A 22,950-nucleotide genomic window follows, 5' to 3' on the forward strand; every position below is an offset into this window, starting at 1 on the left:
CCCCTGCCTTTTCAGGTGATTACATCGGTGGTTGGAAGCCATCCTTGCCAACCGCAATGCCACGCGCGGTGGTTCCATCCGCAGCCGGGAACACGACAATTTTCGCGCCTTTGACCAGTTCATCGGCTTTGCCTGACTCGACGTAGGCGATTGGCACATCATCCGGTACGACGATTTGTTTCTCGCCGCCCTTGTAGTTGACGGTCAATGTGCGACCGTCAGCTTTGGACAGCTTCCCCACGGTACCGTTGGTCATGGTGCCTGTGCTGCCATCCGCGTTCTGCCAGCCGTAATGACCTTCGCCACTGCCCTTGAGGCTGGCGTCGAATACCGTGACCTCCAGCGCCTTCAATGTTCCGTTGGTCTGCGGAATGGCCGCCGAGCCAATGAAGCTGTCGGATTTGATCGAGTCGATATTGGCCTTCGATACCCGGTTGATACTGGTCTTGTCAGGCAGTCCGATAGTCTGCTTAGCGCCCGAGCGGACAGTGAATGTCAGCGTATTGTTGCTGACACTTTCCACCGTGCCACGCAGTGGTTTGATTACCGGCATGTCGGCCGCGGTGGCAATGACGGCGGCACTGAGCATCAACAAACCGAACGTGGTAGACAGGGCGTGTTTGAGTTGCATGGCGACAATTCCTCATGGGTTGATGTGCCGCCATCCTCGTCCGCAGACCGGGACGTCACGATGACCGCCGAATGACATTTTTGTCATTCGCCAGCCCCTGCCCATGAATGACAGAAATGTAACCGACTGCGCCCGCTCATCCCGTTACACTGCACAACCGAGATACCGATGTCGCGGGCTGAATCCCGTCATGAAGAGACCCGAGCGCACCTCACGATGCATATCCTGCTGATTGAAGATGACACCAAAACAGGTGAGTACCTCAAAAAGGGGCTCGGCGAGTCCGGTTACAACGTCGACTGGACCCAGCACGGTGCCGACGGCCTGCACATGGCCCTGCATACAACCTACGACCTGATCGTACTGGATGTGATGTTGCCTGGGATTGACGGGTTTCAGATCATTGAGCTGTTGCGCGCCAGACAAGACGTTCCCGTACTGTTCCTCACCGCGCGCGACCAATTGCATGACCGCATTCGCGGCTTGGAACTGGGCGCCGATGATTACCTGGTCAAACCTTTTTCGTTTACCGAACTGCTGTTACGCATCCGCACCATTTTGCGTCGCGGTGTAGTTCGCGAAGCCGACCATTTTCACCTCGCCGACCTGGAGCTGGATCTGGTGCGGCGTCGCGTTACACGCCAACAGCAGGTAATCGTGTTGACCAACAAGGAGTTCGCCCTGCTGCATCTGTTTCTGCGTCGGGCAGGCGATGTGCTGTCCAGGACACAGATCGCTTCGGAAGTCTGGGACATGAATTTCGACAGCGATACTAACGTGGTGGACGTTGCGGTGAAGCGCCTGCGCAACAAGGTCGACCAGCCCTACCCGATCAAGTTGATCCATACCATTCGCGGTATCGGCTATGTCTGCGAGGTGAGGCCATGCGGACCCGACGTCAACCCTCTCTGACCCTGCGGTCGACCGTGGCGTTTTCCATGGTAGCGATGCTCGCCGTGGCCGGTGCGGGCGTTTACCTGTATCAGACGATGAAAGCCTCGGTTTTGGTGTACAGCGATCATGCGGTCATGGGCCGTCTGGAGCACTTTCGCAAGCTGCTGCACTACGAGCTCGCCATCGAGAAGCTGCGCGACAGCCCACAGATTTTCAAGAACATGCTCGACAGCGAAGACGACATCTTCATCATTGAAGAACCCGGGCAGCAACCGGTAATCCAGGTAAATCCACTCAACGTCACGCTGCCTGAACTGCCTGTGATCGGCCAGAATACAAAGCTGAGCGTCAGTGATCTGCGCAGCGGCGTGACCGACTCGGGAACAATGCTGCGCGCCGCTACCGTCGTCACGACGTCTGGTGGACGTGAAGTCCGACTGACAGCCGCACACCTCATGGGCAAGGAAATGGCTATGCTCGCGGCGTATCGCGAACGCATCTACCTGGCCGTTGCTCTTGCCTTTCTGGCGACAGCCTTGCTGGGCTACCTGGTACTGCGCCGAGGGCTGCGTCCGTTGCGCGAAATGGCCGCCCATGCGGCAGCCATCACACCCGAGCGTCTCCACAGCCGCATGGACAGCGCCGATACGCCGGTTGAACTGCAACAGCTGAGTGACGCCTATAACGCAATGCTTGATCGCCTTGCCCAGGGTTATCAGCGATTGACGCAATTTTCCGCTGACCTTGCCCATGAAATCCGCACGCCGGTGGGGTCGCTTATGGGGCATTGTCAGGTCGCCCTTCGCCAGCGGCGCAGCGAGGACGACTATCAGGCACTGATCGCTTCAAACCTTGAAGAGCTCGAACGGATCTCGCGCATCGTCGAAAGCATTCTGTTCCTTGCGCGCGCCGATGAAGCGCAAGCGGTGGTGGAGCGCCAACAACTATCGTTGCATGACGAATCTCAGCGCATTGCTGAATATTTTGAAGGCTTGGCTGAAGAGCGGCGAATGAGCTTCCAGATAACAGGCGATGGCAACGTGCTCGCGGATCCATTGCTGCTGCGCAGAGCCTTGAGCAACCTGGTGGCGAACGCGATTCGCTACGCCTACGAGGGCACCGAGATTGTGATGCGGGTGACGGACTCCCACAGCGGTGCGCGGATTGAAGTGGAGAACCAAGGTCCTGTACTGAGCGACGAAACCCTGGGCAAACTCTTCGACCGTTTTTACCGCGGCGATGCGTCTCGCCAGCAGAACTCCGACTCCTACGGCCTTGGCCTCGCCATCGTCGTGGCAATCATGCAACTGCATGGAGGTCACGTGCGTGTCGAACAGCCAAAGCCTGGGATTATCCGTTTTTCGCTGTCATTCCCTGGAGCTTGAACGATATCAACGGGCAGCACTTGTCGTTCGCTGCCCTCACTGAAAGTCATGCGAGCAGGTCAACTTTCTGAGGGCTTGCTCAGGCTCCGATGCTCGATCGGCGCATACGTTTCTTCGCCGGCTATGGGTACCCAATCATTTAACGGTGTCAGGAAGTGCAGTTCAAAACGACGTGACAGGAACGCCCATTTTCCGTCCCGACGTTCAAACCTGTCGTAGTACAGCCCGCTGACTTGAACCGGGCCTTTTTCAATGTCATGGAACAGGCAATCCGCAGCCACCGTACCCATCGCGCTGTCACCTTTGATTTCGATCAACGGGTTGGCCATCCAGTGGTGCATATGTGGCATCTGGCGCCAGCTGTTTTGCGCCATCGCGAGGATTTCATCACGACTTTGGGCATTGCCGAAACCTGGTAAATCCAGTGTCGATTCCTCGTGCCAGATACCGCTCAGGAGCGACACGTCGATGCGGTCGAAGGCATTGGCGTAGGCGCTGATCAGCGACTCGATGGCGGCGCGACTTTCCAGGGCGTCCAGTCGGGTGGTCAATTCTTCAATGTTCATGAGGAGGTTTCCTGCTGAGGCTTCGCAAAAGCGACAAAGCAACCCTCTGCGAGGGCTGCACTACGGTTGAGCAAGTGCTCAGATCTGCGACAGGCCGCCATCGACCATCAGCTCCACACCGTTGACATATTTCGCATCGGCGGATGCAAGGAACAGCGCTGAGGAGGCGATTTCTTCAGGCTGGGCCATATACCCCAGCGGAGTGATCTGCTCGACATGTTGGCGCAGCGCGACAATGTCGCTTTCGCTCATCTTCAAGCCGTTATCCATCAGAGGGGTGCGAGTGAAGCCAGGGCTCAGAACATTCGCTCGAATCTTGCGATCTTTGAGTTCGTTGGCCCAAGTCCTTGCGAAGGACCGCACTGCAGCCTTGGAAGCGTTGTAGAGACTCAGCCCTTCCATCCCATTGCTGGAGCAAATAGATGCCGTCAACACGATCGAAGCGCCATTTTTCAACAACGGCATCAACGTCTGGACGGTAAAAAAAACGCCCTTCACGTTGATGTCGAACATGTTGAAATAAGCCGCCTCGGTGGTCTCGCCCAGCGGATTTTTTTCACAAATACCCGCATTGGCGAACACAGAGTTCAACTGATCGTTGCGGGCTTCGATTATTGCCTTGAGCTTATCGAGATCAGCCTGGCGGGCGACATCGGAAATGACCGCGACCGCTCTATCGCCAAGCTTGGCCACCGCCGCCTCCAGCGTGGCTGCAGAACGCCCAGTGATGTAAACACGCTTGGCTCCCTCGGCAATCAAACCCTGCGCAATCGCAAACCCGATCCCGGTGGATGCGCCGGTGACGACTGCAACCTGATTAGCGAATTTACCTGACATATCTGACTCCTCAGCCTTGGTTGTGTGGATCGACTGGAACCACAATGCGGCCATTTTGAGAGGAGTCAGGCGCTGAGCGGCACTGCCATAAATGAACATTGGCCGTTCAATTATGTGAGGCGTAAGCGAAGGCCTGATCGCTTAGATTGGAACCAGTTGATTCAGAACATGACCCGCAATCGAGAATATTCTGGAACCGAAGGGTTTCAGGAAGGAGATCTTATGCCTCAGACAAAAATCGCCCCCCCGGAACCGCGGCGCTGGTTGATGTTCGCCATCTTGTTGGTCGGTGCGTTTTTACCACCGCTGGATTTTTTCATCGTCAACGTAGCGCTGCCCTCAATTCAGGATTCGCTGGGCACAGCCTCCTCTGCCGAACAGCTGATCATCTCTTCATATGCGGCGCTTTATGCCGTGACACTGATCACCGGTGGACGGCTTGGAGACATCTTTGGCCGCATGAGAATGTTCTTCGTTGGCCTGATTGGCTTTGCCGTCGCCTCACTGATCTGCGGTGTTTCCGAGTCATCCTGGGTGTTGATTGCCGGACGTTCGCTGCAAGGCGTGACGGCAGCGGTCATGGCGCCCCAGGCACTCGCCTCTGTGCAGGCTATATTCCCCGAGTCCGAAAAGCCCTTGGCACTGAGCCTTTATGGCGCGGTCTTTGGCCTGGCGTCCGTCATCGGCCAGGCACTTGGCGGGATATTGATATCGCTCAACCTGATGAACTTAGGGTGGCGGGCGATATTTCTGGTGAATTTACCGATTGCGTTGCTGGTCGTTCTGATTGCCATTCCCGTGGTCAAGGAAACCCGCGCGAAACAGACCAGCAAGCTGGATCTGGGCGGAACGCTATTGTCCATGGTGACGCTTGGGGCTCTGATCGTTCCACTGATCGAGGGGCGTGAAGCGGGCTGGCCTTTGTGGGCCTGGCTGTCGCTGGCGGCGGTGCCGCTGCTGGCCTGGCTGTTCTGGCACTACGAAGCCCGTTTGCATCAAGCGCAAGGCGCACCGTTGCTTAATCCTGCCGCACTGCGCGCGCCTGGGCTGGGCCGGGCGTTGCTCGTCGCCCTGACCTTTTACGCGATCGGCGTGTTTTTCCTGCTGTTTTCCATTTATTTACAGGGAGCATTGCATACGAGCCCACTCAGTGCAGGTCTGGTCTTTCTTCCTTTCGGTGCGGGATTTCTGCTGGGACCGCTCGCCACCCATCAGTTCCGGCGTTTTCTCGGGGATTACGTGAACCCCTTCGGAATGGGGCTGGAAGTGCTGGGGTTTGTGCTAATGGCCAGGCTCGTAGCAAAGACGCCAATGACCGTCAGTCCCGCGGCGCTGCCCCTTGCCGTCATTCTCTTTCTGATCGGTTTCGGACAAGGATTGGCCCTTCCGACATTGATGCGCATGATCACAGGACGTGTGGCGCCCGCGTACTCCGGCATGATTGCGGGCATTACCAGCTCCACCCTGCAAATCAGCACATCACTGAGCGTCGCAATAATAGGCGGCATTTTCTACACCCTTCTCGGCACGGATACGGACGCGGCTGCCATCACCCACGCCTTCACCGTCTCCATACTCTGCATTGCGGCGTGCCTGGCGGTAGGCGCGGGACTAAGTCTTACCCTGGCGCGCCAACCTGCTGCAGAGTTGCAAACAGCGACCATGCGCGCAGCAGAGTGAGTCAACCGGCTGCCTGATTGCCGACCATGATGGAAGCAAGGTCGGCAAGAGCACGAAGGCTGTCCATCTGGCGCATGTCCTGGTGGTAACCCATCCATATGTCGCGGCCCGGGGGCGGTTCATGCGGATCAATCAGCCGCAGCGCCGTTAACTGGTCACCCAGGGCGCGGGGCAATACGGCGACGCCCTGCCCTTGCGCGCACATTTGCGCCTGGACTGTGCGGCTGCTACTGGTGAACACGGTACGGGCCAGAGGGTAACGCTGCTGCAGCCACTGCACATCGGGATAATGAGACTGGGCAACACTCATGGTGATCAAACCAAGCCCGTCGCCCTGTGGCTCGGGGTCAGCAGATCCGACGGCGGCATACAACCCATAGCTCAGGGTAGTCAGCTTGCGGTGAACAATATCGGGTTCGGTGAAAGGAACGATTCGAAACGCGATGTCGGCGTCGCGGCGAGCCAAGTCAAACAATCGATGCCCGGCGATGACCTCGGGCACGATCAGCGGATAACGTCGTCCCAGTTCGTTCAGGACCGGGGCGAGCACATAACAGGCGAACCAGTCAGCGCAAGAAATGCGCAACACGCCTTCGGGCTGTGCGCTGTCCCCCGCAAGGCGCCTTTCGATTGCCAATGCACTTTGCTCCATTTCTTGCGCCAGGCTGAGTAGCTTTTCGCCGCTGTCGGTCAGTACCAGACCTTGGGCGGTACGAAGAAAAATGGGCTGGCCACTGGACTGCTCAAGCACCTGCAAGCGCCGCCCCACGGTCGGATGGCTTACGCCCAACAGCTTGGCGGCAGCGCCCAATGACCCGCTGCGGGCAATCGCGAGAAAGACCCGCACATCACTCCAGTCCATGCTCTACCCCGTACAAAAATGAACAGTGAGAGTGCAGCAATGGCACTGCCGTAGCAATCCCACGCCGGACATACTTGTCCGCATTCTCCTTCGTCGAATACCAACCGGGGACTGCAAATGAAGATAGGTTTTATCGGTGTGGGAAGCATGGGCAGAGCAATCATTCCACTGCTCGTCCGGGCAGGCCATCACGTCTCGGCATGGAACCGTAGTCACGCGGCGATCATGGATCTTGAAGGCGTAAGTATTCTCGAATCGCCGACCTCGGCCTTTGAGCAAGAGGTCGTCATCAGCCTGCTGGCCGATGATGCCGCCGTCAGGGAAGTGCTGCTGTCCAGCGCGGCTCTGGAAAATGCAGATAAGACCTGCGTGCATGTCGTGATGTCGACTTTGTCGCCTTCGCTCATGGTCGAGTTGCAGGGCATGCATGATGCGATCGGCATGGCACTGGTCGCGGCGCCGGTTTTCGGCGTGCCCGCCGTAGCCGCGAACGGCGAGTTGAATATCCTGGCGGCCGGATCGCAGCAAGCGGTCTCGACGGTTCAACCGCTGTTTGACCTGCTCGGGAAAAACACCTGGTATCTGGGCGATCAGCCTGAACACGCGTGTATCGCGAAAATCGCCGGCAACATGATGATCACCCAAGCCATCCAGTCGCTGGGCGAAGCAACCGGACTCGTTCAACGTCACGGACTGAGCCCTTCTATTTTCGTCAACCTCATGACCCAGACCCTGTTCGCCTGCCCTAGTTATCACCGGTATGGGCAGAACATCGTCAACAGCAGCTTTGAACCGGGTTTCAAACTGTCTCTTGGCCTCAAGGATATAAATCTGGCTATTGATGCGGGCCGTCTCAAGGACCTGGAACTGCCGGCAGCCGATGCCGTGCGATCGAAAATGACATCCGCAGTAGCCCGAGGAGATGGACACAAGGACTGGTCGGTTTTCGCTACGCAGACAGTTACCCAATCAACCGATCATGCCCAGCAACCCTGGCGAAGCGCACCGATAAAACGTACGCGGCGTGGCAACTTCTGGGTGACGGGAGCCCGCGTTACCCAGAACGGTAAAAACTTTCAGAAAGGTCCGATGTACGTAGCCTGGGAATCCCCCGAGCACATCACTCAACCCTATCCCGTGGTGCTGGTGCACGGTGGCACGCTGCAAGGCACTGAATGGCTGGATACCCCCGATGGTCGTCCGGGATGGGCACAGCGGTTCCTCGAAGCGGGCTTTGTAGTCTTTCGCGTCGACCGACCGGGTCACGGACGATCGCCCTATCATCCCGACATCATGGGGCCGATGGGACCCGCGTTTTCCTATGAGCGCGCCCGCGAAGTCTACTTTCCAGAAGGAGGAGGAGAAACACAGTGGCCGTTTGAGCTGGACGATGAAGCGGCTTTTGACGCCTTCATTGCAGCTTACGGCCCCATGCCGGCCGACCTTGCGGCATCGCAGACCCTAGACGCGGATCGACTGGCCGAACTGCTCGACAGAATCGGTAAGGCCATCATCGTTACGCATTCCGCTTCCGGGCCGAGTGGCTGGTTGGTCGCCGATCGTCGACCCGACCTGATCGCAGGGATTGTGGCAGTGGAGCCTATGGGGCCGGTGTTTGGCCATACGCCGGGTATAGGCAGCCTCGAATGGGGACTGACCGCCGCCCCTTTAACCTTTGATCCGCCTCGCGCAACGGCGGAGCAAGTCCGCACAGCAGAACCTTCAACCCTGAAAATTCCCGGATTGCAGGGCGTTCCGGTAGCGCTGGTGACAGGTGAGACATCTGCATTTGCTTCTTACGCCTCCAGCATTGTCCCTTTCCTGCGAAATGCCGGTGCCAACATTCACCACCTTGATCTACCGGCACTGGGTATTCACGGCAATGGCCACGGATTGATCTATGAACGCAATTCAGACTCGGCTTTCAAGGTAGTCACGCAGTGGTTGGAGAAATCGTTGAACATGCCCGATCCCGCGTAAAGCGCCTGCTCAGGTTCTCCGTCCAATCATGAAAGGACCAAGGAAGGTTACAGACAAGCCCCTTAGAACAACTGCCACGAGGTTATCCATGGAAAATTCCGACATCACGCGTCAACTCTCGGCAATCAGACAAACCATCGACAATATCGACGCCGCACTCATCCACATGCTTGCTGAACGGTTCCGCTGTACTGATGAGGTCGGCTTGCTCAAAGCCCGACATCAATTGCCTGCGGTGGACAAGAAGAGAGAGCAGCATCAATACGAACGTCTGACAGCCCTCGCCCAGGAGGCCAACCTCGATACGGCCTTCGTCCAGAAGCTGATGCAGTTTGTCATCGGTGAAGTGGTCGACCGTCACAGACAATTTGCGGCCGGCCATGACCCAAGATTCTGCAAGGGCGCTGTCCTCAGGACTGAACACACCACCGGCTAACCCGCCGCCTCCCCCAATAGACGCCCGGGAGTTGCTGATAGATCGCAAACAATTCGATAGAGAGCGACTGAATAAGCCCCTTCCTCCGACCGATTCCTGCAAGGCAATTAGACAATCAAGACGAGCAGAACCGCATGAGATGGCCAACGATCGATCAAATTCGCAGTTTCACTGTTTTACCCTCTGGCTACACATGGGATTACCTGAAACGCGAGGAGATCAATGCAGCGATAATTTTTTTCCAGACGTGGTTCCCCTCCATTAGGGTGGGGTTAGGGAGCCCTTTTCTGAACCAGCGATTTTATGAAGACAACGTGGTGCTCGAAGACGATCTGGAGCGGGGAATGTTCGCTATCGTGGTCCGCCAGAACCATGAAATCGTCGCTATAGCAACGTGGGAAAAAATTGACGACGCTGATGTCATCTTCGGGCGAGTGGGCGCGGTAGCCAAACATCATAGACAAACCAAACTGGCCGTAGCTGCCCAAGACCTCGGAGAAAAAATGGGAAGGTCCATGGGCGCGGGCTTGATCTATGGTATGGCGACAACCAGCGCTCCGTATATGCAACAAGCATTGGAGCATGCGGGTTACAAAGCCGTAGGAATAATGCCTGGCTTAGACCAAGAGGAAACAGAGCCAGGAGTCGTGCGCAGGGTGTACGAAGTTATCTACGCAAAACGACTCGCCCCCCACTCAAGTTTTCTGATTCCTTCAGTACACAACCTCACACCGACCGTCGCTCGGCTTTATGCAGAAATATTTCACGAAACAACCAAGATTGACTGAGACGCGAGCATAAATACCGGGATGCTTCTGATCAAAAAGATTCCCGCTCACGCTTATTGCGTTGCTAGGGAGCACCGCTTTAGCGTGCCTGCCAAAAGAACGCGAAGGCGCACCGAATACCCGCTACTACCATACTGGAGCCAGTCGTAGGTCGCCGTTCAAGATCACTCGCACACTCGATGCGATTGGGGGCAAAAGTAGGGAAAAATAACAGCATTATCGACCGGAAAACGCCTTCCTAGAGCCCAGTCAAAATGTTCTTCGGCGACCCTGAGAGTCTTTAGGCGTTGTCAGGAAGGCTGTTTAGCTGAGCATTTCTGGCTTTTCATAGGCCACGGAGATCCATTCACTTCCAGACGATTGCTACATTGGGGGCATATCTGAGGGCATACTTTGGATGGTCTGAAAAGGATGCCCCCAGCCTAAGGCCAAGTGGGCTATTGATGAGGATAGCTCCGACCGGACACTCTGCGATTCGATAGACCGGCCTGAAGCTTTCAGCGGAACGGTGGACACTGGAATCGACGAGCGAACAACACCACCTCCGTACAGACTCGTTTTCCGGGATTGTCGTTGCTTACCCGAGGTCTTCCTCTCGATGGCGTGATGCCCAGGTCGTACATCTTTGTCAGTAACGTCACCGATTTCATTGGTGCGCCGTTGTCCGAGTGAAGCACCAGCGGCTGGGGAAAACTCGGCCGGGTTCATGCGCGATGTGGACCTGGACAAGGCCGTCAACGGCATCATCGAAGCGGGCTTTTTGCACTCCGGGCCAATCTGCGCCGCAGCCGAACGCTTCTTCGTGCATCGTTCACAGATCGAAGCGGTCATGGACAAACTGGCCCAGCGCCTGAGCACGCTGAATATCGGCTCGCCCCTGGATGAGCGCACTAAATTTGGCCCGGTCAACTACCGACAGCATCAACTCAAACTCGGCAAGTTTTTCGCCAAGACCCGCGCCGAAAAACAACACCATCATTCACGGAGGCAACCTGATCGACCGCCCAGGCTGTAACGTCGAGCCGACGATCATACTCGCCAACAGTGTCTACGACACCCTGCTCAACGAGGAAACCTTCGGGCCCATCGCCACGCTCTTGCCGTCCGACAGCGAAGAAAAACTGCTGGCTTTGATGAACCCTACGGCTTGAGCGCCAGCCTCTGGACAAACGACTTGAGCAAAGCCCTGTGCATGGTGCCTGCCATCGAAGCCAGCACGGTGTGGGTTAACATGCACACGATGCTGGACTCGGCGGTGCCATTTGGCGGCAACAAATCCTCAGGAATAGGCCGGGAGTTCGGCAGCGCATTCATTGATGACTACGCCGAGCTGAAGTCAGTGATGATTCGCTACTGAGCCCAATCTCGACATTTTTCGATTTTCATGTAACGGCTTTTGCAGCTCTGGCGATCAAACAACGCTAGAGTATTTGATGTCTCACATAAGGAATTGACAGATGTTCATTGGACGACTCGCCGAACTGACCGGCTGCACCCCAAAAGCCATTCGACTGTACGAGCAAATGGGCCTGATCAACGAGCCGGAGCGTGAGGGGCGCTATCGCCTCTACAATGCTCACCACTTGGAAATCGTCCACCTCATACGCAAGGCGCAGGTGGCCGGGTTCAAGCTGGCCGAGATGAACCCGCTGATTGCCGCAAAAAACAAGTTGAAGTCCTTTCCGCTAGCGTTGGCCAACCAGGCCGTCGACGACAAGCGCCGGCAAGTCCAGGACAGGATCGCCGAACTGCAGGCGCTTGATCTTCACTTGATTGAACTCAAAAGCGAGATGAACTCAATGTTTGCGCCTCGCCCTGTGGCGGGTCTTAATAAGGTTGATGCGCCTGTCTGTGCAGATAAGCAAACGCTTGCCTCAAGGCCACTTCAGGCGGCCGTGGGTTGAAACCCAATTCGTTTTTCGCCTTGGTAATGTTGTATTCCTGCGCCACGTTGTGAAACAGGCGCACCTGGCTCAAGAGCAACTGGGCGGGTATGCCCATTAATTGCGCCCAGCGTTCCTGCAGCCAGGCCACGCCCAGCAATAGCCAGCGTGGCGCTGAGACAGGCTGGCGATACCCAGGCGCCTGGGTGTTGGCGGCCGCGATCAAATCGCTGAGCGGCGACGAACGCTCATTGGCCAGGATATAGCGCTGCCCCGGCCGGCCCTTTTCGGCGGCGAGTATCATCCCGTCGGCCACATCACGAACATCGACGAAGTTGAAACGAAACCCCGGATCAAAGGGCATCTGCCGCCGCCGAACCGATTGAAGGAAGCCCATGGTATCCGTGAGGTAGCCGGCATTGGGGCCAACCATGGCCGAAGGCAATACCGATACCATGCTCAACCCCAACGCCTCAGCGCACTGCCAGGCTGCCTGCTCGGAGAGAATCTTCGATTTGTAGTAGGCGTTTTCGCTTTCCGTATTCCAGTGCGCCTCATCCAGCGCCGTACCATCATGACCGACGGCGGCCACCGAACTGACGTAGACCACACGCTGCACACTCGCCCGTGAAGCGGCTTGCAGCACACGCCGTGTGCCCTGGATATTCGGCTCGACAATCTCGGCCTGCGGGTTGCGCGCCCAGTGCTTGAACACGGCCGCCACTTGAAACAGTACCTCCACGCCCTCCAACGCCTTGTCCAAGGCCGCACTGTCCATTAACTCGGCATACACCAACTCGCAGTCCAGCCCGGCAAAGGGTGCGTGGTTATGGATATCACGAACGCCGGCTCGAACCCGATAGCCCTGGCCGAGCAACGCTCGCACCAAGGTATTGCCCAGATGGCCGTTGGCACCCGTCACCAGACATAAACCTTTCACAGGAACTCCTTGTTGGCAGCGCGCCAGAGTGTGCGCTTGAAAAAAGCATACGAGGTGTCCCATGGGGCAGAGTCAAGTAATCGTCGGTACGTTAGTTCAGTTTTCTGATTTCAGCGCCTCGGACATATCTAGACACATCTATAATGAGAACTTAGCAAAATATCATTGTTTGGCAGTTATGACACGAACGTACCAAGTTTAAAAAAATCATATAAAACAATGTCTTAATCATCTGCCCCTTAGGACAGATGTTCTTCGGGGACCCCGATAGCTTGTAATAGAACTTCATGGCCAGAGTACGACATTACTGCCCGCGGCTTTCTCGCGACTGTCATTGAGACGCGGCCACAGCTGCTGGCCTGGCGCCACAAATGGCAAGGCATGGCCTACGTGGTCCAAGAGCTAGCAGAGCGCGAATTGAGCCCAGCTTTGGGCCGAGAACCGGATGTATTATCCGGCATCCGCGAAGAAGTCATCGATCTGGAAGAGGATTACACCCACAACTACGCCACCTGGTATCCCTCAGGTAAGTGACCCGGCACACGATCAGCATCGCTTTCGCACCCCGGCGCCAGGAAACGATGCGGCATGCCTGATATCCTTCCCTGTCAGGAATCCAAGCCCCAGCGCTTTCAAGGACGTAGTAAATGAATTCGCAAAATATCGTTCGCTACTGGCACTCCGTCGAGCTGCTGCAACCTCAGGCAGTCCCAAAGCTGAAAAAGCGCGACAGCGACTACCAGCCGTTTTTCCAAGACATCCCCACCTCGGCCCAAATTCTGCCTTGGATGCCAGCCAACCTACTGAGCCGGCAGCGCCTGCCCAACAAGCGCGTATGGAGCCACACGCTCTACGCGCACCTCTACAGCAACGTAGACGTTTCTCGCCAGTTGGAAGCGCTTTACGGAGCCGACAAAGGCTACAAGGAGCCACAGCATAGGCTCTCCGCCTTGTACGCGCTCAAGTTCAACGATCAGGGAATGATGCTGGTCGACAGCCTGGTGTTATCCAGCGAGGCATGGTTCGTCGGCTGCGCCATCAAGCAGAAAGATTGGACACGCGGCTTCGAGGAGACCCAGGACTTTCTTCGCGAACAGACTAAAAGTCTACTCGGTGGCGTAGTCTTGGCGACCGACCTTTCGCGCCTGACAAACTATATTCGTCAGGCCCTGGGGCTCGATGATTTTTTCGCAGACGAGTCGCGCGTACACCGTTTCCGTTCAGCACCGATTAACCCCAACAAGCCCGAACAGGAAGACGACCCGCTCAACAGCTTCCTACTGAGCGATCTGGCCGACATGGCCGATGCCCTGGCACGTGGCGAAACAAGCGAGCCTTTAGCCCGTTACCTGAGCCACCACGACTCAACCCAGCGCCTGCATCTCGACAAACCCGAAGCAGATCTGGCGCTGATCGACCGCCTTGCGCCCTCACGTTATGCAGCAGGCTGCTGGCCTGCCGAACGGCATTTGGGGTTGGTGCACTCCCAACAACTGGCAGTCAACAGCCTGCTCCAGACCCTCAGCAACGGCACCGGCATCATGGGCGTCAACGGTCCGCCGGGTACCGGGAAGACCACCCTGCTCCGGGACCTGATTGCGGCGGTGGTGACTGAACGAGCCGACGTATTGGCCTCGCTGGGCAGGGCCTCGGATGCCTTCATCCAGGACGGTCGCGAATCCGCCAACGATGGCGGACGTGAGCGCTTTGCCTATCAACTCAATCCACGCCTGTTTGGCTTCGAGATGGTGGTAGCCTCCTCCAATAATGGCGCCGTGGAGAACGTAACGCTCGAGTTGCCCCAACTGGATAAAGTTGACCCGTCCTGGCTGCCAGATGCCGAGTACTTCAGTGAACTGGGCGAGCTCACCAGCGGCAAGCCAGCATGGGCAATGATCTCTTCGGCACTGGGTAGCAAAGCCAAGCGCACTCAGTTCGTCGACCGCTTCTTTTATGGCAAGCGTCCGCCCAACGCGACGAAGACTAGAGACGAATCCGCGCCCTCCCAACCAACATCTCTCGACAACAGCGACTTGGGCGAGGATCTGTACGACGGCGATCCAACGCCCGAGGCGTCCGTAGCGAACAGCACGGACGATCAGCCAGCCCCCAAAGGCATGCGCGAATGGCTGGCCGAGCAAGCCGCATACATGAAGTCGCTCTCGTCCACCGATAAAAACATGCTCTGGCGCGCCGCCGTCAAGCAATACCAGGACGCCAAGAGCGCCGAACAAGCGATACGCGCTCAAGCCAGCGACATTCTCGAACGGATTCAGGCAGTGATCAGCGCCAAGGCCCGAGTACATCAGAAGGAACAGGAGCGCCAAATCCGTCTGACCCTACGCAGCAGTCTTAATGACGAACAAGCCAAGCTGGAAACACGGCAGCTCACGTCCGCCCGCGAGCAACTGCAACGCGAGCTTCAGGTCCTTGAAGCACACCTGGCAAAAAAACCGGGGTTTCTCGCCAACCTATTCAGCCTCTGGGGGGCTCATCGCACGTGGGCAGCCCGGCAACGCCTGCTCGATAGCGCCCACGCCTTGGCCAAGGACGCCTTCGACAGTGTTCAACGTCAAGTGCAACGACTCGTCGGCCAGCTCACTGAACTCAATCGACAATTGGCTAAGGATGAACAGGAGATCAACGAAGCCGTACTCCACGCCTCCCTGCAGATCGAAAAGGCTCGCAACATTGCGCAGGCTGGCGGGGCCAAGCACCTGCAGGTCTGGCTCGAACAAGGCCGGATCGGTAGAGGCAGCGATATAGAGCTGCTCGAACCTTGGATAATCGAAGGCTCGCGCCAGGCCCGGGCAAAGGTATTCATCGAGGCACTCAAGTTGCACCGCGTGTTCTTCCAGATCGAAGCCTCGCGCTTGCGCGCAAACCTGGACTTCATCACTAGTACGCTCACCGGCAGTCGATACCGCGGAGTGTCCCCAGCCGTGGTGCGTTCGGCATGGGCATCACTGTTCATGGTAGTGCCAGTGCTTAGCAGTACCTTCGCCTCGTTCGCCCGCTCTTTCGGCAGCCTTGGCTGCGGGGAAATTGGCTGGTTGTTGGTGGATGAAGCCGGTCAAGCTACCCCACAGGCTGCGGTGGGTGCCCTGTGGCGTGCTCGCAGGGCTGTGCTGGTTGGTGATCCGCTACAATTGGAGCCGATCGTTACCGTATCCGATGCCGTACTCGAACACATGCGCAACCGCTATCAAGTCGACGCTCACTGGTTGCCCAATCGCCAGTCTGCTCAGACCTTGGCCGACCAAGCCACTCCTTGGGGTCGTATGGCGGGCCCTAAAGACAAGAAATGCTGGGTCGGCCTGCCATTGGTGGTGCACCGTCGCTGTGACAAACCGATGTTCGACCTTGCTAATCGCATCGCCTACGACGGAGCCATGGTCTATGGCACCCTCGCGCCTTCGCCCGTCAAGGAAACGCCGGCCCGCCTACCCACCGGCTGGGTGCACGCGAGTGGCCGTTCTTCTGGCAATTGGGTCGACAGTGAAGGCAAGGTGCTAGAACGGCTGTTGGCCATGCTTGATGGCGACGGTGTGCCGCTGGATAGCATCGCCGTTATCACACCCTTTCAGGACGTGCGTAACCAACTCAAGGATCGATTACACGACAAGATCGTACGCGGCACGATTCACACCATGCAAGGAAAGGAAGCAGCAGTGATCATCCTCGTCCTGGGCGGAAGCAGTGAAAACGGTGGAGCTCGCGAATGGGCCGTTTCCAAGCCTAATCTGCTCAACGTCGCTGTCACCCGCGCCAAGCGCCGCTTGTACGTGATTGGAGATCGCAATGACTGGGCGCAACGCAAGCTTTTCTGTGAGGTTATGGAGTTGCTACCGGCTCACCCCCGGATGACGGCCGACAGCCCTGCATGAGCAAGTGGCTGTCGTGGGTCAGACTGTAGTGGTCTAATGAAACCGGACACCCATTTAGGCGAGAATGCTCGCCAGATCGAGGTGTCAGATGACCAAACAGCGCCGTTCCTTTTCTGCTGAATTCAAACGCGCAGCTGCCGGCCTCGTGCTTAAGCAAAACTACAGCTACATCGAAGCCAGTCGTTCACTCGGCGTCGGCGAGTCAGCGCTACGCCGCTGGGTTGAGCAGGTTCAGAAGGAACGCCAAGGCGTCACCCCGCAAAGCAAAGCGCTGACCCCGGAACAGCAAAAAATTCAGGAGTTGGAAGCTCGGATCGCTCGCCTTGAGCGAGAGAAATCCATATTAAAAAAGGCTACCGCGCTCTTGATGTCGGAAGATCACGAGCGTACGCGCTGATCAATCAGCTGAGCGTCCATGAGCCGATTGCCTCATGTCGAGCGGCTTCGGTTGTGCAGTCGGGTGAGCGAGTTGTTTTCACAAAGTCGCAGTGCTGCCGGCAGCCGTAGCATTATCTCGTTGATGCGTGACGATGGTGAGCAACCGGTCGGTTCAAAGTGCGCAGCTTGATGCGTGAGCTTGACCTCGTGAGCAAACAGCCAGGTTCTCATGCCTATAAACGTGCGACAGTCGAACGGTTGGATATCCCGAACATCTCTGATTCATCACTGCTCTCCCGTAACCCGTGTTTTGCTCTTCGTCAAAGTCAGGCTCAACAGGACCGAAATCAAGATGATGCCGCCGACTGTGGTCAGCGACCATTGGATCGGCACGTGCCACCACGGCGCGATCAGCATCTTGCCGCCGATGAACATCAGCACGATGGCCAGGCCATACTTGAGCAAGTGGAAGCGGTCGGCCATGTCCGCAAGCAGGAAATACAGTGCCCGCAGGCCCATGATGGCGAAGATGTTGGAAGTGAACACGATGAAGGGGTCGGTGGTAACGGCGAAGATAGCCGGGATGCTGTCAACAGCGAATACCAGGTCGCTGGCCTCGATCAGTACCAGCACCAGGAACATCGGCGTCGCCCAGCGCAGGCCGTTCTGGCGCACAAAGAAACGCTCGCCGTGAAAGCCGTCGGTGATGCGAAGATGCCTGCGCAGCCAGCGCAGCAAAGGGTTCTTTTCGAGGTCTGGCTGCTGGTTGGCGAAAATCAGCATCTTGATGCCGGTGATTACGAGGAAACCACCAAAGACATAGAGTAGCCAGGCAAACTCCTGCACCAGCCAGACACCGGCGAAAATCATACCGGCGCGCATGATGATCGCACCGAGCACGCCGTAAAGCAGGACGCGGCGTTGCAACTCTGGCGGCACGGCGAAGTAGCCGAAGATCATCACGAAAACGAACATGTTGTCGATCGACAGCGACTGCTCGATCAGGTAGCCCGTCAGGAATTCGAGCGTGGTGCGCTGGGCCACTTCGGCGCCGAACGTGCTGCGCAAATACCACCACAGCAGGAGGGCGAAGACCAGCGCCAAACTCATCCAGGCGGTGACCCAGGCCAGCGCTTCGCGCGCCGAAACACGATGCGCCTTGCGCCCGCCGAAGACGAACAGATCGAGCGCCAGCATGGCAAGGACGAACACGATGAAGGCGGCCCACATCCAGGGTTCGCCAACGCTGATTGCGGTCATCTAAGGTCTCCTCGTGATGCAGCAATAGACTTGAGGAATCATGCTAATGAGCCGATCACATCAATAAAAATCGTTTATTCGATGCGAATAGTTCGTTTTTTACGAAGTAACGAAGACAACGCAAGAGGCGATGCGCACGGCTCCAGCAGCCTCGTTTAATGCTCGATCGAGATGGAAAGATCTGCAGACCGTTCGAACGCTTGCCAACTGCCAAACCTATCAACGACTCTTTCTGGTCGCAGGCCCAACCATGCGTCACTCGCCGGCGATGGAGCGGGCAATCGCACTGGCCGACGCTACAGGCGCAGCGCTGCATATCGCGGTGTTCATCGAAGACTTCGACCTTATGCGGTTAATGAGCAACAGTGAACAGCTTCGTGAGAGTTGCCGGCAGGAGAACCTGCAGTGGTTGAAGGATGAGGCCGAACTCATTCGCAGGAAGGGCATCAATGTGACCACCGAAGTTGCATTGACCCGTGACCCGCTGCAAGAGATCCTTGGGCATGTGGCTGAAATGCAGCCGGACCTGATTATCAAGGACGTACATCATGAATCAGCGCTCAAACGCGTATTCGTCACGCCTTTGGATTGGCAGTTGTTGCGCGAATGTCCGCCCCCCGTACATCTGGTCAGCGAAGTCAGGTGTCCGCTTCCTCGGGTGATTGTGGCAGCGGTTGACCCATCGCATCCAGAGGGTCAGATCAGCGGAATCAACGACAGCGTCATTCAGGCGGCGAACGAATTGGCGACGCAATGTGATGCTGAATTGCACATGCTGTATGCCTATGAACTGACACACACATTTCTCTGATGCAGGTGCTGGTGCCGTGACGATGCCAGGCTTCAGCAACGACGTGCGCCGGTCACTTGAAAAGTGCTTCATTGCCTTGGCTGGACGCCACGGCGTGCCACCTGAGCGGCAACACTTCATAGCAGGGCCGCCAACCAAAGCGATGGCCGAGTTTGCCACTCACACTCGAGCGGATGTCTTCGTAATGGGAAACACTCATCATAAAGGGGTAGACAAGCTGATAGGCAGTACCACGGAGCATGTTTTGTATAAGGTGCCCTGCAGCGTTTTGGCCATCAAGGGAGAAGTGGATCAATGAGCGGAAAAAAACACCATTATTCCAACCGGCTGCGGGGCTGATGTCATTTTTACCCAGGCTGCTGACTTCAGATGAACTTGGGCGGTCTGTAGGACACGCATAAGACCATCGATTACCAGGTATTCAGGTAGGTCAACTGCTTCCGGTAGGCTGAATCAAAACGGCATCAGCACCGGCAACTCTGGTTCACCAGGGAAAAATATGTCGATAACTCTTAAGTCACTCTCCGTTAATCCTTGGCGCAATCGTCCCAAGCATTAAATTGTAAGAGTGTGTTTCCGCAGAAGCTCACCCATTACATACAAGATTTTAAACTACATTCGGTCATCACCCTCCAAACGGCAGTTTTCTGCCTAGACTTGCTCTTGTCCGCTGTGCACATGCTTTCCAGAGCATGGAATTGCACGGAAAACTAAAACAAGAGGAAACCCCCAATGTTCAAACCTATGTGGAAAGCAGTCGCATGCACCCTTGCACTTGGCACCATGAGCATGGCCATGGCTGCAGATCCGGTGATTATAAAATTCTCCCACGTCGTTGCAGAGCAGACTCCCAAAGGTCAGGGCGCCCTGATGTTCAAGAAACTGGTGGAAGAACGCTTGCCCGGCAAGGTCAAGGTCGAGGTCTATCCCAACTCTTCATTGTTTGGCGATGGCAAAGAGATGGAGGCCTTACTGCTCGGGGACGTACAGATGATTGCACCGTCGCTGGCCAAGTTCGAGCACTACACCAAGACCGTTCAACTGTTCGACCTGCCTTTCCTGTTTGATGACATCACCGCTGTTGACCGCTTCCAACTGAGCCCGCAGGGCCAGGCACTGCTCAAGTCCATGGAAGACAAAAACATCACAGGACTGGCCTATTGGCACAACGGGATGAAACAACTGTCCGCGAACAAAGCGCTACGAGTGCCGGGTGATGCCCGTGGCCAGAAGTTCCGGGTGCAGGCCTCTGCCGTGCTCGAGGAGCAGTTCAAGGTCATACGCGCCAATCCGCGCAAGATGAGCTTCGCCGAGGTTTATCAGGGCTTGCAGACCGGTGTCGTCAACGGCGCGGAGAATCCTTACTCGAACATCTACAGCCAGAAAATGCATGAAGTACAGAAGTACATCACCGAATCCAACCACGGTGTACTGGACTACATGCTGATCACCAACACCAAATTCTGGAGCGGTTTATCGCCGGAGCTTCGTGGCGAACTGGACAAGATCCTCGTCGAAGTCACCGCGCATGTGAACAAAGAGGCCGAGCAACTGAATCAGAACGCCAAGCAGAGCATCATCGCGGCCAAAACCACCGAGATCATTATCCTGACGCCTGAGCAGCGCGACCAATGGCGTGTAGCGATGAAACCGGTGTGGAAGAAGTTCGAAGGCGATATCGGCGCCGAGCTGATCACTGCCGCTGAAGCTGCCAACCAGGCCCAATGATCGGTGGACGACAGGTGTTGCCCTCCTGGCAGCACCTGCCTGTCATTCGCTACAGGAGATGCCATCCATGAATGCCCTTCGGCGCATCTGGGAACACTTCGAGGAAGGTTTCATCGTCTTCCTTTTGGCCGCAATGACGTTGGTCACATTCGTCTACGTTGTCCTCAACAACCTCTACACCCTGTTCTACCGCCTCGCCGAGAGCTGGGAAAGCGCCAGGGAATCGCTGTTCGCCATCGGCGACGGCGTCATGGGTATGGCACAAGCCATGACCTGGAGCACCTCACTGACCAAGGCTTTGTTTGGCTGGCTGATTTTTTTCGGGTTGTCGTACGGCGTCCGAACCGCTGGTCATATCGGCGTTGACGCTCTGGTCAAGCTGGCGAGCAAACCGGTGCAACGGGTCATTGGCATCATTGCCTGTCTTTGCTGCCTGACGTATGCCGGACTGCTCAGCATCGCCAGTTTCGGCTGGATCCAGACCCTGATGATTGCCCAGATAGGTGCCGAAGACTTGGGCCAGTACGGGATCATGCAATGGCACATCGGCTTGATCGTCCCCGTAGGTTTTGCCTTGGTCTTCATCCGATTCGCTGAAATTCTCGTGCGTATCCTGCAAAACAGGCAGACCGGCCTGGGCCTGGCGGATGAAACCGCAGACGCGTTGAAACTGACCGAACACGAGGATGACAAGTCATGACCATTGCCTTCCTGTTTGTGATGCTGTTCGTGCTGATGTTCATCGGCGTTCCCATTGCCATATCCCTGGGGTTGGCGGGCTCGTTGACCATCGTTTTCTTCAGTCCCGACTCTGTGCGCTCTCTGGCGATTAAACTGTTCGAGACGTCGGAGCACTACACGCTGCTGGCCATCCCGTTCTTTCTGCTCGCGGGTGCCTTCATGACCACCGGTGGCGTCGCTCGGCGGCTGATTGACTTTGCCAATGCCTGTGTCGGCCATATACGTGGAGGTCTGGCTATCGCTGCCGTATTGGCGTGCATGTTGTTCGCTGCCCTTTCCGGATCGAGCCCAGCCACTGTGGCGGCGGTGGGTTCAATTGCCATTGCCGGCATGGTCCGCTCCGGTTATCCGCAAGCCTTCGGTGCGGGGATCGTCTGTAACGCCGGGACCTTGGGTATCCTGATTCCACCCTCGATCGTGATGGTGGTCTATGCAGCCGCGACCGAAACGTCAGTCGGCAAACTGTTTATGGCTGGCGTGTTACCAGGCCTGCTTCTGGGGCTGGCGTTGATGGTGGCGATCTACATCGTCGCCGTGAAGAAAAAGCTGCCCGCCATGCCGCGCGCGACGTTCCGTGAATGGCTTAGCACGGCACGCAAGGCGATCTGGGGTCTACTGCTGATGTTCATCATCCTGGGAGGTATCTACTCCGGGATGTTTACCCCGACCGAAGCGGCGGCGGTGGCGGCCGTATACTCGGCCTTCATTGCCTTGTTCGTCTACAAAGACTTAACGTTCCGCGAAACGCCAAAGGTCCTGCTGGACTCGGCCAAGCTGAGCATCATGCTGATGTTCATTATTGCCAACGCCATGCTCTTCGCGCACGTTTTGACCACTGAGCAGCTACCGCAACAGATCACCGCGTGGGTGATTGAAGCGGGGCTGACACCGGTGATGTTCCTGCTTGTGGTGAACATTGTGCTGTTGATTGCAGGGGCCTTTATGGAGCCCTCGGCAATCATCCTGATCCTGGCACCGATACTGTTTCCCATCGCCATGAAGCTGGGTATCGATCCCATTCACCTTGGCATCATTATGGTGGTGAATCTGGAAATCGGCTTGATCACTCCACCCGTGGGTCTGAACCTGTTCGTGACCTCTGCTGTGACAGGTATGACGCTGCCTGCAACCATCAGAGCAGCCATGCCCTGGCTGATGATACTGCTCCTGTTCCTGATTCTGATTACCTACGTGCCTTGGATCTCCCTGGCTTTGCCAAGCTGGCTGGGCATGAGCTGATACCTGCCTGTCCGGGTACTGGAC

Annotated in this window: 18 protein-coding genes and 3 pseudogenes; 15 read left to right on the plus strand and 6 right to left on the minus strand. The window is 56.7% G+C overall.

Translation table 11 applies throughout. The features are described 5' to 3' along the window. Nucleotides 1–19: 19 nt before the first annotated feature. Nucleotides 20–631: a hypothetical protein gene (locus FBY10_RS25205; RefSeq protein ID WP_145338171.1), complete on the minus strand. Its 612-nt coding sequence runs from the start codon at nt 629–631 to the stop codon at nt 20–22. Between the two features lie 216 nt (nt 632–847). Here FBY10_RS25205 and FBY10_RS25210 point away from each other — a divergent pair, with 216 nt between their 5' ends. Further along, nucleotides 848–1,543 (plus strand): heavy metal response regulator transcription factor, encoded by a 696-nt coding sequence (locus FBY10_RS25210; protein WP_092398187.1) that lies wholly within the window; start codon nt 848–850, stop codon nt 1,541–1,543. Next, nucleotides 1,516–2,910 (plus strand): heavy metal sensor histidine kinase, encoded by a 1,395-nt coding sequence (locus FBY10_RS25215; RefSeq protein ID WP_145338172.1) that lies wholly within the window; start codon nt 1,516–1,518, stop codon nt 2,908–2,910. Before FBY10_RS25210 ends, FBY10_RS25215 begins: the two co-directional genes overlap by 28 nt. Before the next feature lie 59 nt (nt 2,911–2,969). On the opposite strand, the gene FBY10_RS25220 is transcribed toward FBY10_RS25215, so the two are convergent. Together FBY10_RS25220 and FBY10_RS25225 are read right to left on the minus strand one after the other, a co-directional pair. Beyond that, complete coding sequence (locus FBY10_RS25220; RefSeq protein WP_145338173.1) at nt 2,970–3,476, minus strand: nuclear transport factor 2 family protein; 507 nt, start codon at nt 3,474–3,476, stop codon at nt 2,970–2,972. A 78-nt stretch (nt 3,477–3,554) separates the two neighbouring features. Further along, entirely contained in the window at nt 3,555–4,412 is an 858-nt protein-coding gene (locus FBY10_RS25225; RefSeq protein ID WP_237683084.1) for an SDR family oxidoreductase, read from the minus strand. 69 nt (nt 4,413–4,481) lie between these two features. Here FBY10_RS25225 and FBY10_RS25230 point away from each other — a divergent pair, with 69 nt between their 5' ends. After that, the gene (locus FBY10_RS25230) at nt 4,482–5,993 is read left to right on the plus strand and encodes an MFS transporter (RefSeq protein WP_256663582.1); all 1,512 of its coding nucleotides are present in this window, start codon (nt 4,482–4,484) and stop codon (nt 5,991–5,993) included. A 1-nt stretch (nt 5,994) separates the two neighbouring features. Here the strand turns inward: FBY10_RS25230 and FBY10_RS25235 are convergent, their stop codons facing one another. Then, nucleotides 5,995–6,855 (minus strand): LysR family transcriptional regulator, encoded by an 861-nt coding sequence (locus FBY10_RS25235; RefSeq protein WP_145338174.1) that lies wholly within the window; start codon nt 6,853–6,855, stop codon nt 5,995–5,997. A 117-nt stretch (nt 6,856–6,972) separates the two neighbouring features. On the opposite strand from FBY10_RS25235, the gene FBY10_RS31900 reads away from it, so the two are divergent. The 5 genes and pseudogenes from FBY10_RS31900 (at nt 6,973) to FBY10_RS25270 (ending at nt 11,963) form a co-directional block, all read left to right on the plus strand. Continuing rightward, nucleotides 6,973–8,835, plus strand: a complete 1,863-nt coding sequence (locus FBY10_RS31900; RefSeq protein ID WP_256663583.1) for an NAD(P)-binding domain-containing protein — start codon at nt 6,973–6,975, stop codon at nt 8,833–8,835. 88 nt (nt 8,836–8,923) lie between these two features. Beyond that, entirely contained in the window at nt 8,924–9,271 is a 348-nt protein-coding gene (locus FBY10_RS25250; protein ID WP_145338175.1) for a chorismate mutase, read from the plus strand. Between the two features lie 134 nt (nt 9,272–9,405). Beyond that, complete coding sequence (locus FBY10_RS25255; protein ID WP_145338176.1) at nt 9,406–10,059, plus strand: hypothetical protein; 654 nt, start codon at nt 9,406–9,408, stop codon at nt 10,057–10,059. A 685-nt stretch (nt 10,060–10,744) separates the two neighbouring features. Continuing rightward, nucleotides 10,745–11,416 (plus strand): annotated as a pseudogene (locus FBY10_RS25265) (aldehyde dehydrogenase family protein); the annotation flags it as partial. A 100-nt stretch (nt 11,417–11,516) separates the two neighbouring features. Beyond that, entirely contained in the window at nt 11,517–11,963 is a 447-nt protein-coding gene (locus tag FBY10_RS25270; protein WP_145338177.1) for a MerR family transcriptional regulator, read from the plus strand. Here FBY10_RS25270 and FBY10_RS25275 read toward each other — a convergent pair. Continuing rightward, nucleotides 11,887–12,882 (minus strand): NAD-dependent epimerase/dehydratase family protein, encoded by a 996-nt coding sequence (locus FBY10_RS25275; RefSeq protein WP_145338178.1) that lies wholly within the window; start codon nt 12,880–12,882, stop codon nt 11,887–11,889. The genes FBY10_RS25270 and FBY10_RS25275 overlap by 77 nt on opposite strands. 381 nt (nt 12,883–13,263) lie before the next feature. Between FBY10_RS25275 and FBY10_RS31585 the strand changes: the two genes are divergently transcribed. From FBY10_RS31585 to FBY10_RS25285, 3 genes and pseudogenes are all read left to right on the plus strand, one after another. After that, nucleotides 13,264–13,416 (plus strand): hypothetical protein, encoded by a 153-nt coding sequence (locus FBY10_RS31585; protein WP_178116792.1) that lies wholly within the window; start codon nt 13,264–13,266, stop codon nt 13,414–13,416. Between the two features lie 113 nt (nt 13,417–13,529). Continuing rightward, nucleotides 13,530–16,769: an ATP-binding protein gene (locus FBY10_RS25280; RefSeq protein WP_145338179.1), complete on the plus strand. Its 3,240-nt coding sequence runs from the start codon at nt 13,530–13,532 to the stop codon at nt 16,767–16,769. Between the two features lie 88 nt (nt 16,770–16,857). Beyond that, a pseudogene (locus FBY10_RS25285) lies at nt 16,858–17,423 on the plus strand (transposase); the annotation flags it as partial. A gap of 9 nt (nt 17,424–17,432) precedes the next feature. Here the strand turns inward: FBY10_RS25285 and FBY10_RS25290 are convergent. Continuing rightward, nucleotides 17,433–18,407 (minus strand): TerC family protein, encoded by a 975-nt coding sequence (locus FBY10_RS25290; protein ID WP_131696396.1) that lies wholly within the window; start codon nt 18,405–18,407, stop codon nt 17,433–17,435. A 250-nt stretch (nt 18,408–18,657) separates the two neighbouring features. On the opposite strand from FBY10_RS25290, the pseudogene FBY10_RS25295 reads away from it, so the two are divergent. The 4 genes and pseudogenes from FBY10_RS25295 (at nt 18,658) to dctM (ending at nt 22,926) form a co-directional block, all read left to right on the plus strand. Next, nucleotides 18,658–19,516 (plus strand): annotated as a pseudogene (locus tag FBY10_RS25295) (universal stress protein). A gap of 434 nt (nt 19,517–19,950) precedes the next feature. Next, nucleotides 19,951–20,946 carry a TRAP transporter substrate-binding protein gene (locus FBY10_RS25300; RefSeq protein ID WP_131696397.1) on the plus strand — a complete coding sequence of 332 codons (996 nt, stop codon included), beginning with the start codon at nt 19,951–19,953 and terminating at the stop codon, nt 20,944–20,946. A gap of 67 nt (nt 20,947–21,013) precedes the next feature. Next, nucleotides 21,014–21,646, plus strand: a complete 633-nt coding sequence (locus FBY10_RS25305) for a TRAP transporter small permease (protein ID WP_145338180.1) — start codon at nt 21,014–21,016, stop codon at nt 21,644–21,646. Further along, entirely contained in the window at nt 21,643–22,926 is a 1,284-nt protein-coding gene (gene dctM, locus FBY10_RS25310) for a C4-dicarboxylate TRAP transporter large permease protein DctM (protein WP_145338181.1), read from the plus strand. Before FBY10_RS25305 ends, dctM begins: the two co-directional genes overlap by 4 nt. Nucleotides 22,927–22,950 lie beyond the last annotated feature (24 nt).

Origin of the sequence: Pseudomonas sp. SJZ103, assembly GCF_007828335.1 — a bacterium.
Classification (GTDB): Bacteria; Pseudomonadota; Gammaproteobacteria; order Pseudomonadales; family Pseudomonadaceae; genus Aquipseudomonas.

What these genes read in the sequence shown, in the direction of transcription:
- FBY10_RS25205 (WP_145338171.1), bottom strand. Translation starts at nt 631, where the DNA reads ATGCAACTCAAACACGCCCTGTCTACCACGTTCGGTTTGTTGATGCTC.
- FBY10_RS25210 (WP_092398187.1), top strand. Translation starts at nt 848, where the DNA reads ATGCATATCCTGCTGATTGAAGATGACACCAAAACAGGTGAGTACCTC.
- FBY10_RS25215 (WP_145338172.1), top strand. Translation starts at nt 1,516, where the DNA reads ATGCGGACCCGACGTCAACCCTCTCTGACCCTGCGGTCGACCGTGGCG.
- FBY10_RS25220 (WP_145338173.1), bottom strand. Translation starts at nt 3,476, where the DNA reads ATGAACATTGAAGAATTGACCACCCGACTGGACGCCCTGGAAAGTCGC.
- FBY10_RS25225 (WP_237683084.1), bottom strand. Translation starts at nt 4,412, where the DNA reads ATGTTCATTTATGGCAGTGCCGCTCAGCGCCTGACTCCTCTCAAAATG.
- FBY10_RS25230 (WP_256663582.1), top strand. Translation starts at nt 4,482, where the DNA reads ATGACCCGCAATCGAGAATATTCTGGAACCGAAGGGTTTCAGGAAGGA.
- FBY10_RS25235 (WP_145338174.1), bottom strand. Translation starts at nt 6,855, where the DNA reads ATGGACTGGAGTGATGTGCGGGTCTTTCTCGCGATTGCCCGCAGCGGG.
- FBY10_RS31900 (WP_256663583.1), top strand. Translation starts at nt 6,973, where the DNA reads ATGAAGATAGGTTTTATCGGTGTGGGAAGCATGGGCAGAGCAATCATT.
- FBY10_RS25250 (WP_145338175.1), top strand. Translation starts at nt 8,924, where the DNA reads ATGGAAAATTCCGACATCACGCGTCAACTCTCGGCAATCAGACAAACC.
- FBY10_RS25255 (WP_145338176.1), top strand. Translation starts at nt 9,406, where the DNA reads ATGAGATGGCCAACGATCGATCAAATTCGCAGTTTCACTGTTTTACCC.
- FBY10_RS25270 (WP_145338177.1), top strand. Translation starts at nt 11,517, where the DNA reads ATGTTCATTGGACGACTCGCCGAACTGACCGGCTGCACCCCAAAAGCC.
- FBY10_RS31585 (WP_178116792.1), top strand. Translation starts at nt 13,264, where the DNA reads ATGGCCTACGTGGTCCAAGAGCTAGCAGAGCGCGAATTGAGCCCAGCT.
- FBY10_RS25280 (WP_145338179.1), top strand. Translation starts at nt 13,530, where the DNA reads ATGAATTCGCAAAATATCGTTCGCTACTGGCACTCCGTCGAGCTGCTG.
- FBY10_RS25290 (WP_131696396.1), bottom strand. Translation starts at nt 18,407, where the DNA reads ATGACCGCAATCAGCGTTGGCGAACCCTGGATGTGGGCCGCCTTCATC.
- FBY10_RS25300 (WP_131696397.1), top strand. Translation starts at nt 19,951, where the DNA reads ATGTTCAAACCTATGTGGAAAGCAGTCGCATGCACCCTTGCACTTGGC.
- FBY10_RS25305 (WP_145338180.1), top strand. Translation starts at nt 21,014, where the DNA reads ATGAATGCCCTTCGGCGCATCTGGGAACACTTCGAGGAAGGTTTCATC.
- dctM (WP_145338181.1), top strand. Translation starts at nt 21,643, where the DNA reads ATGACCATTGCCTTCCTGTTTGTGATGCTGTTCGTGCTGATGTTCATC.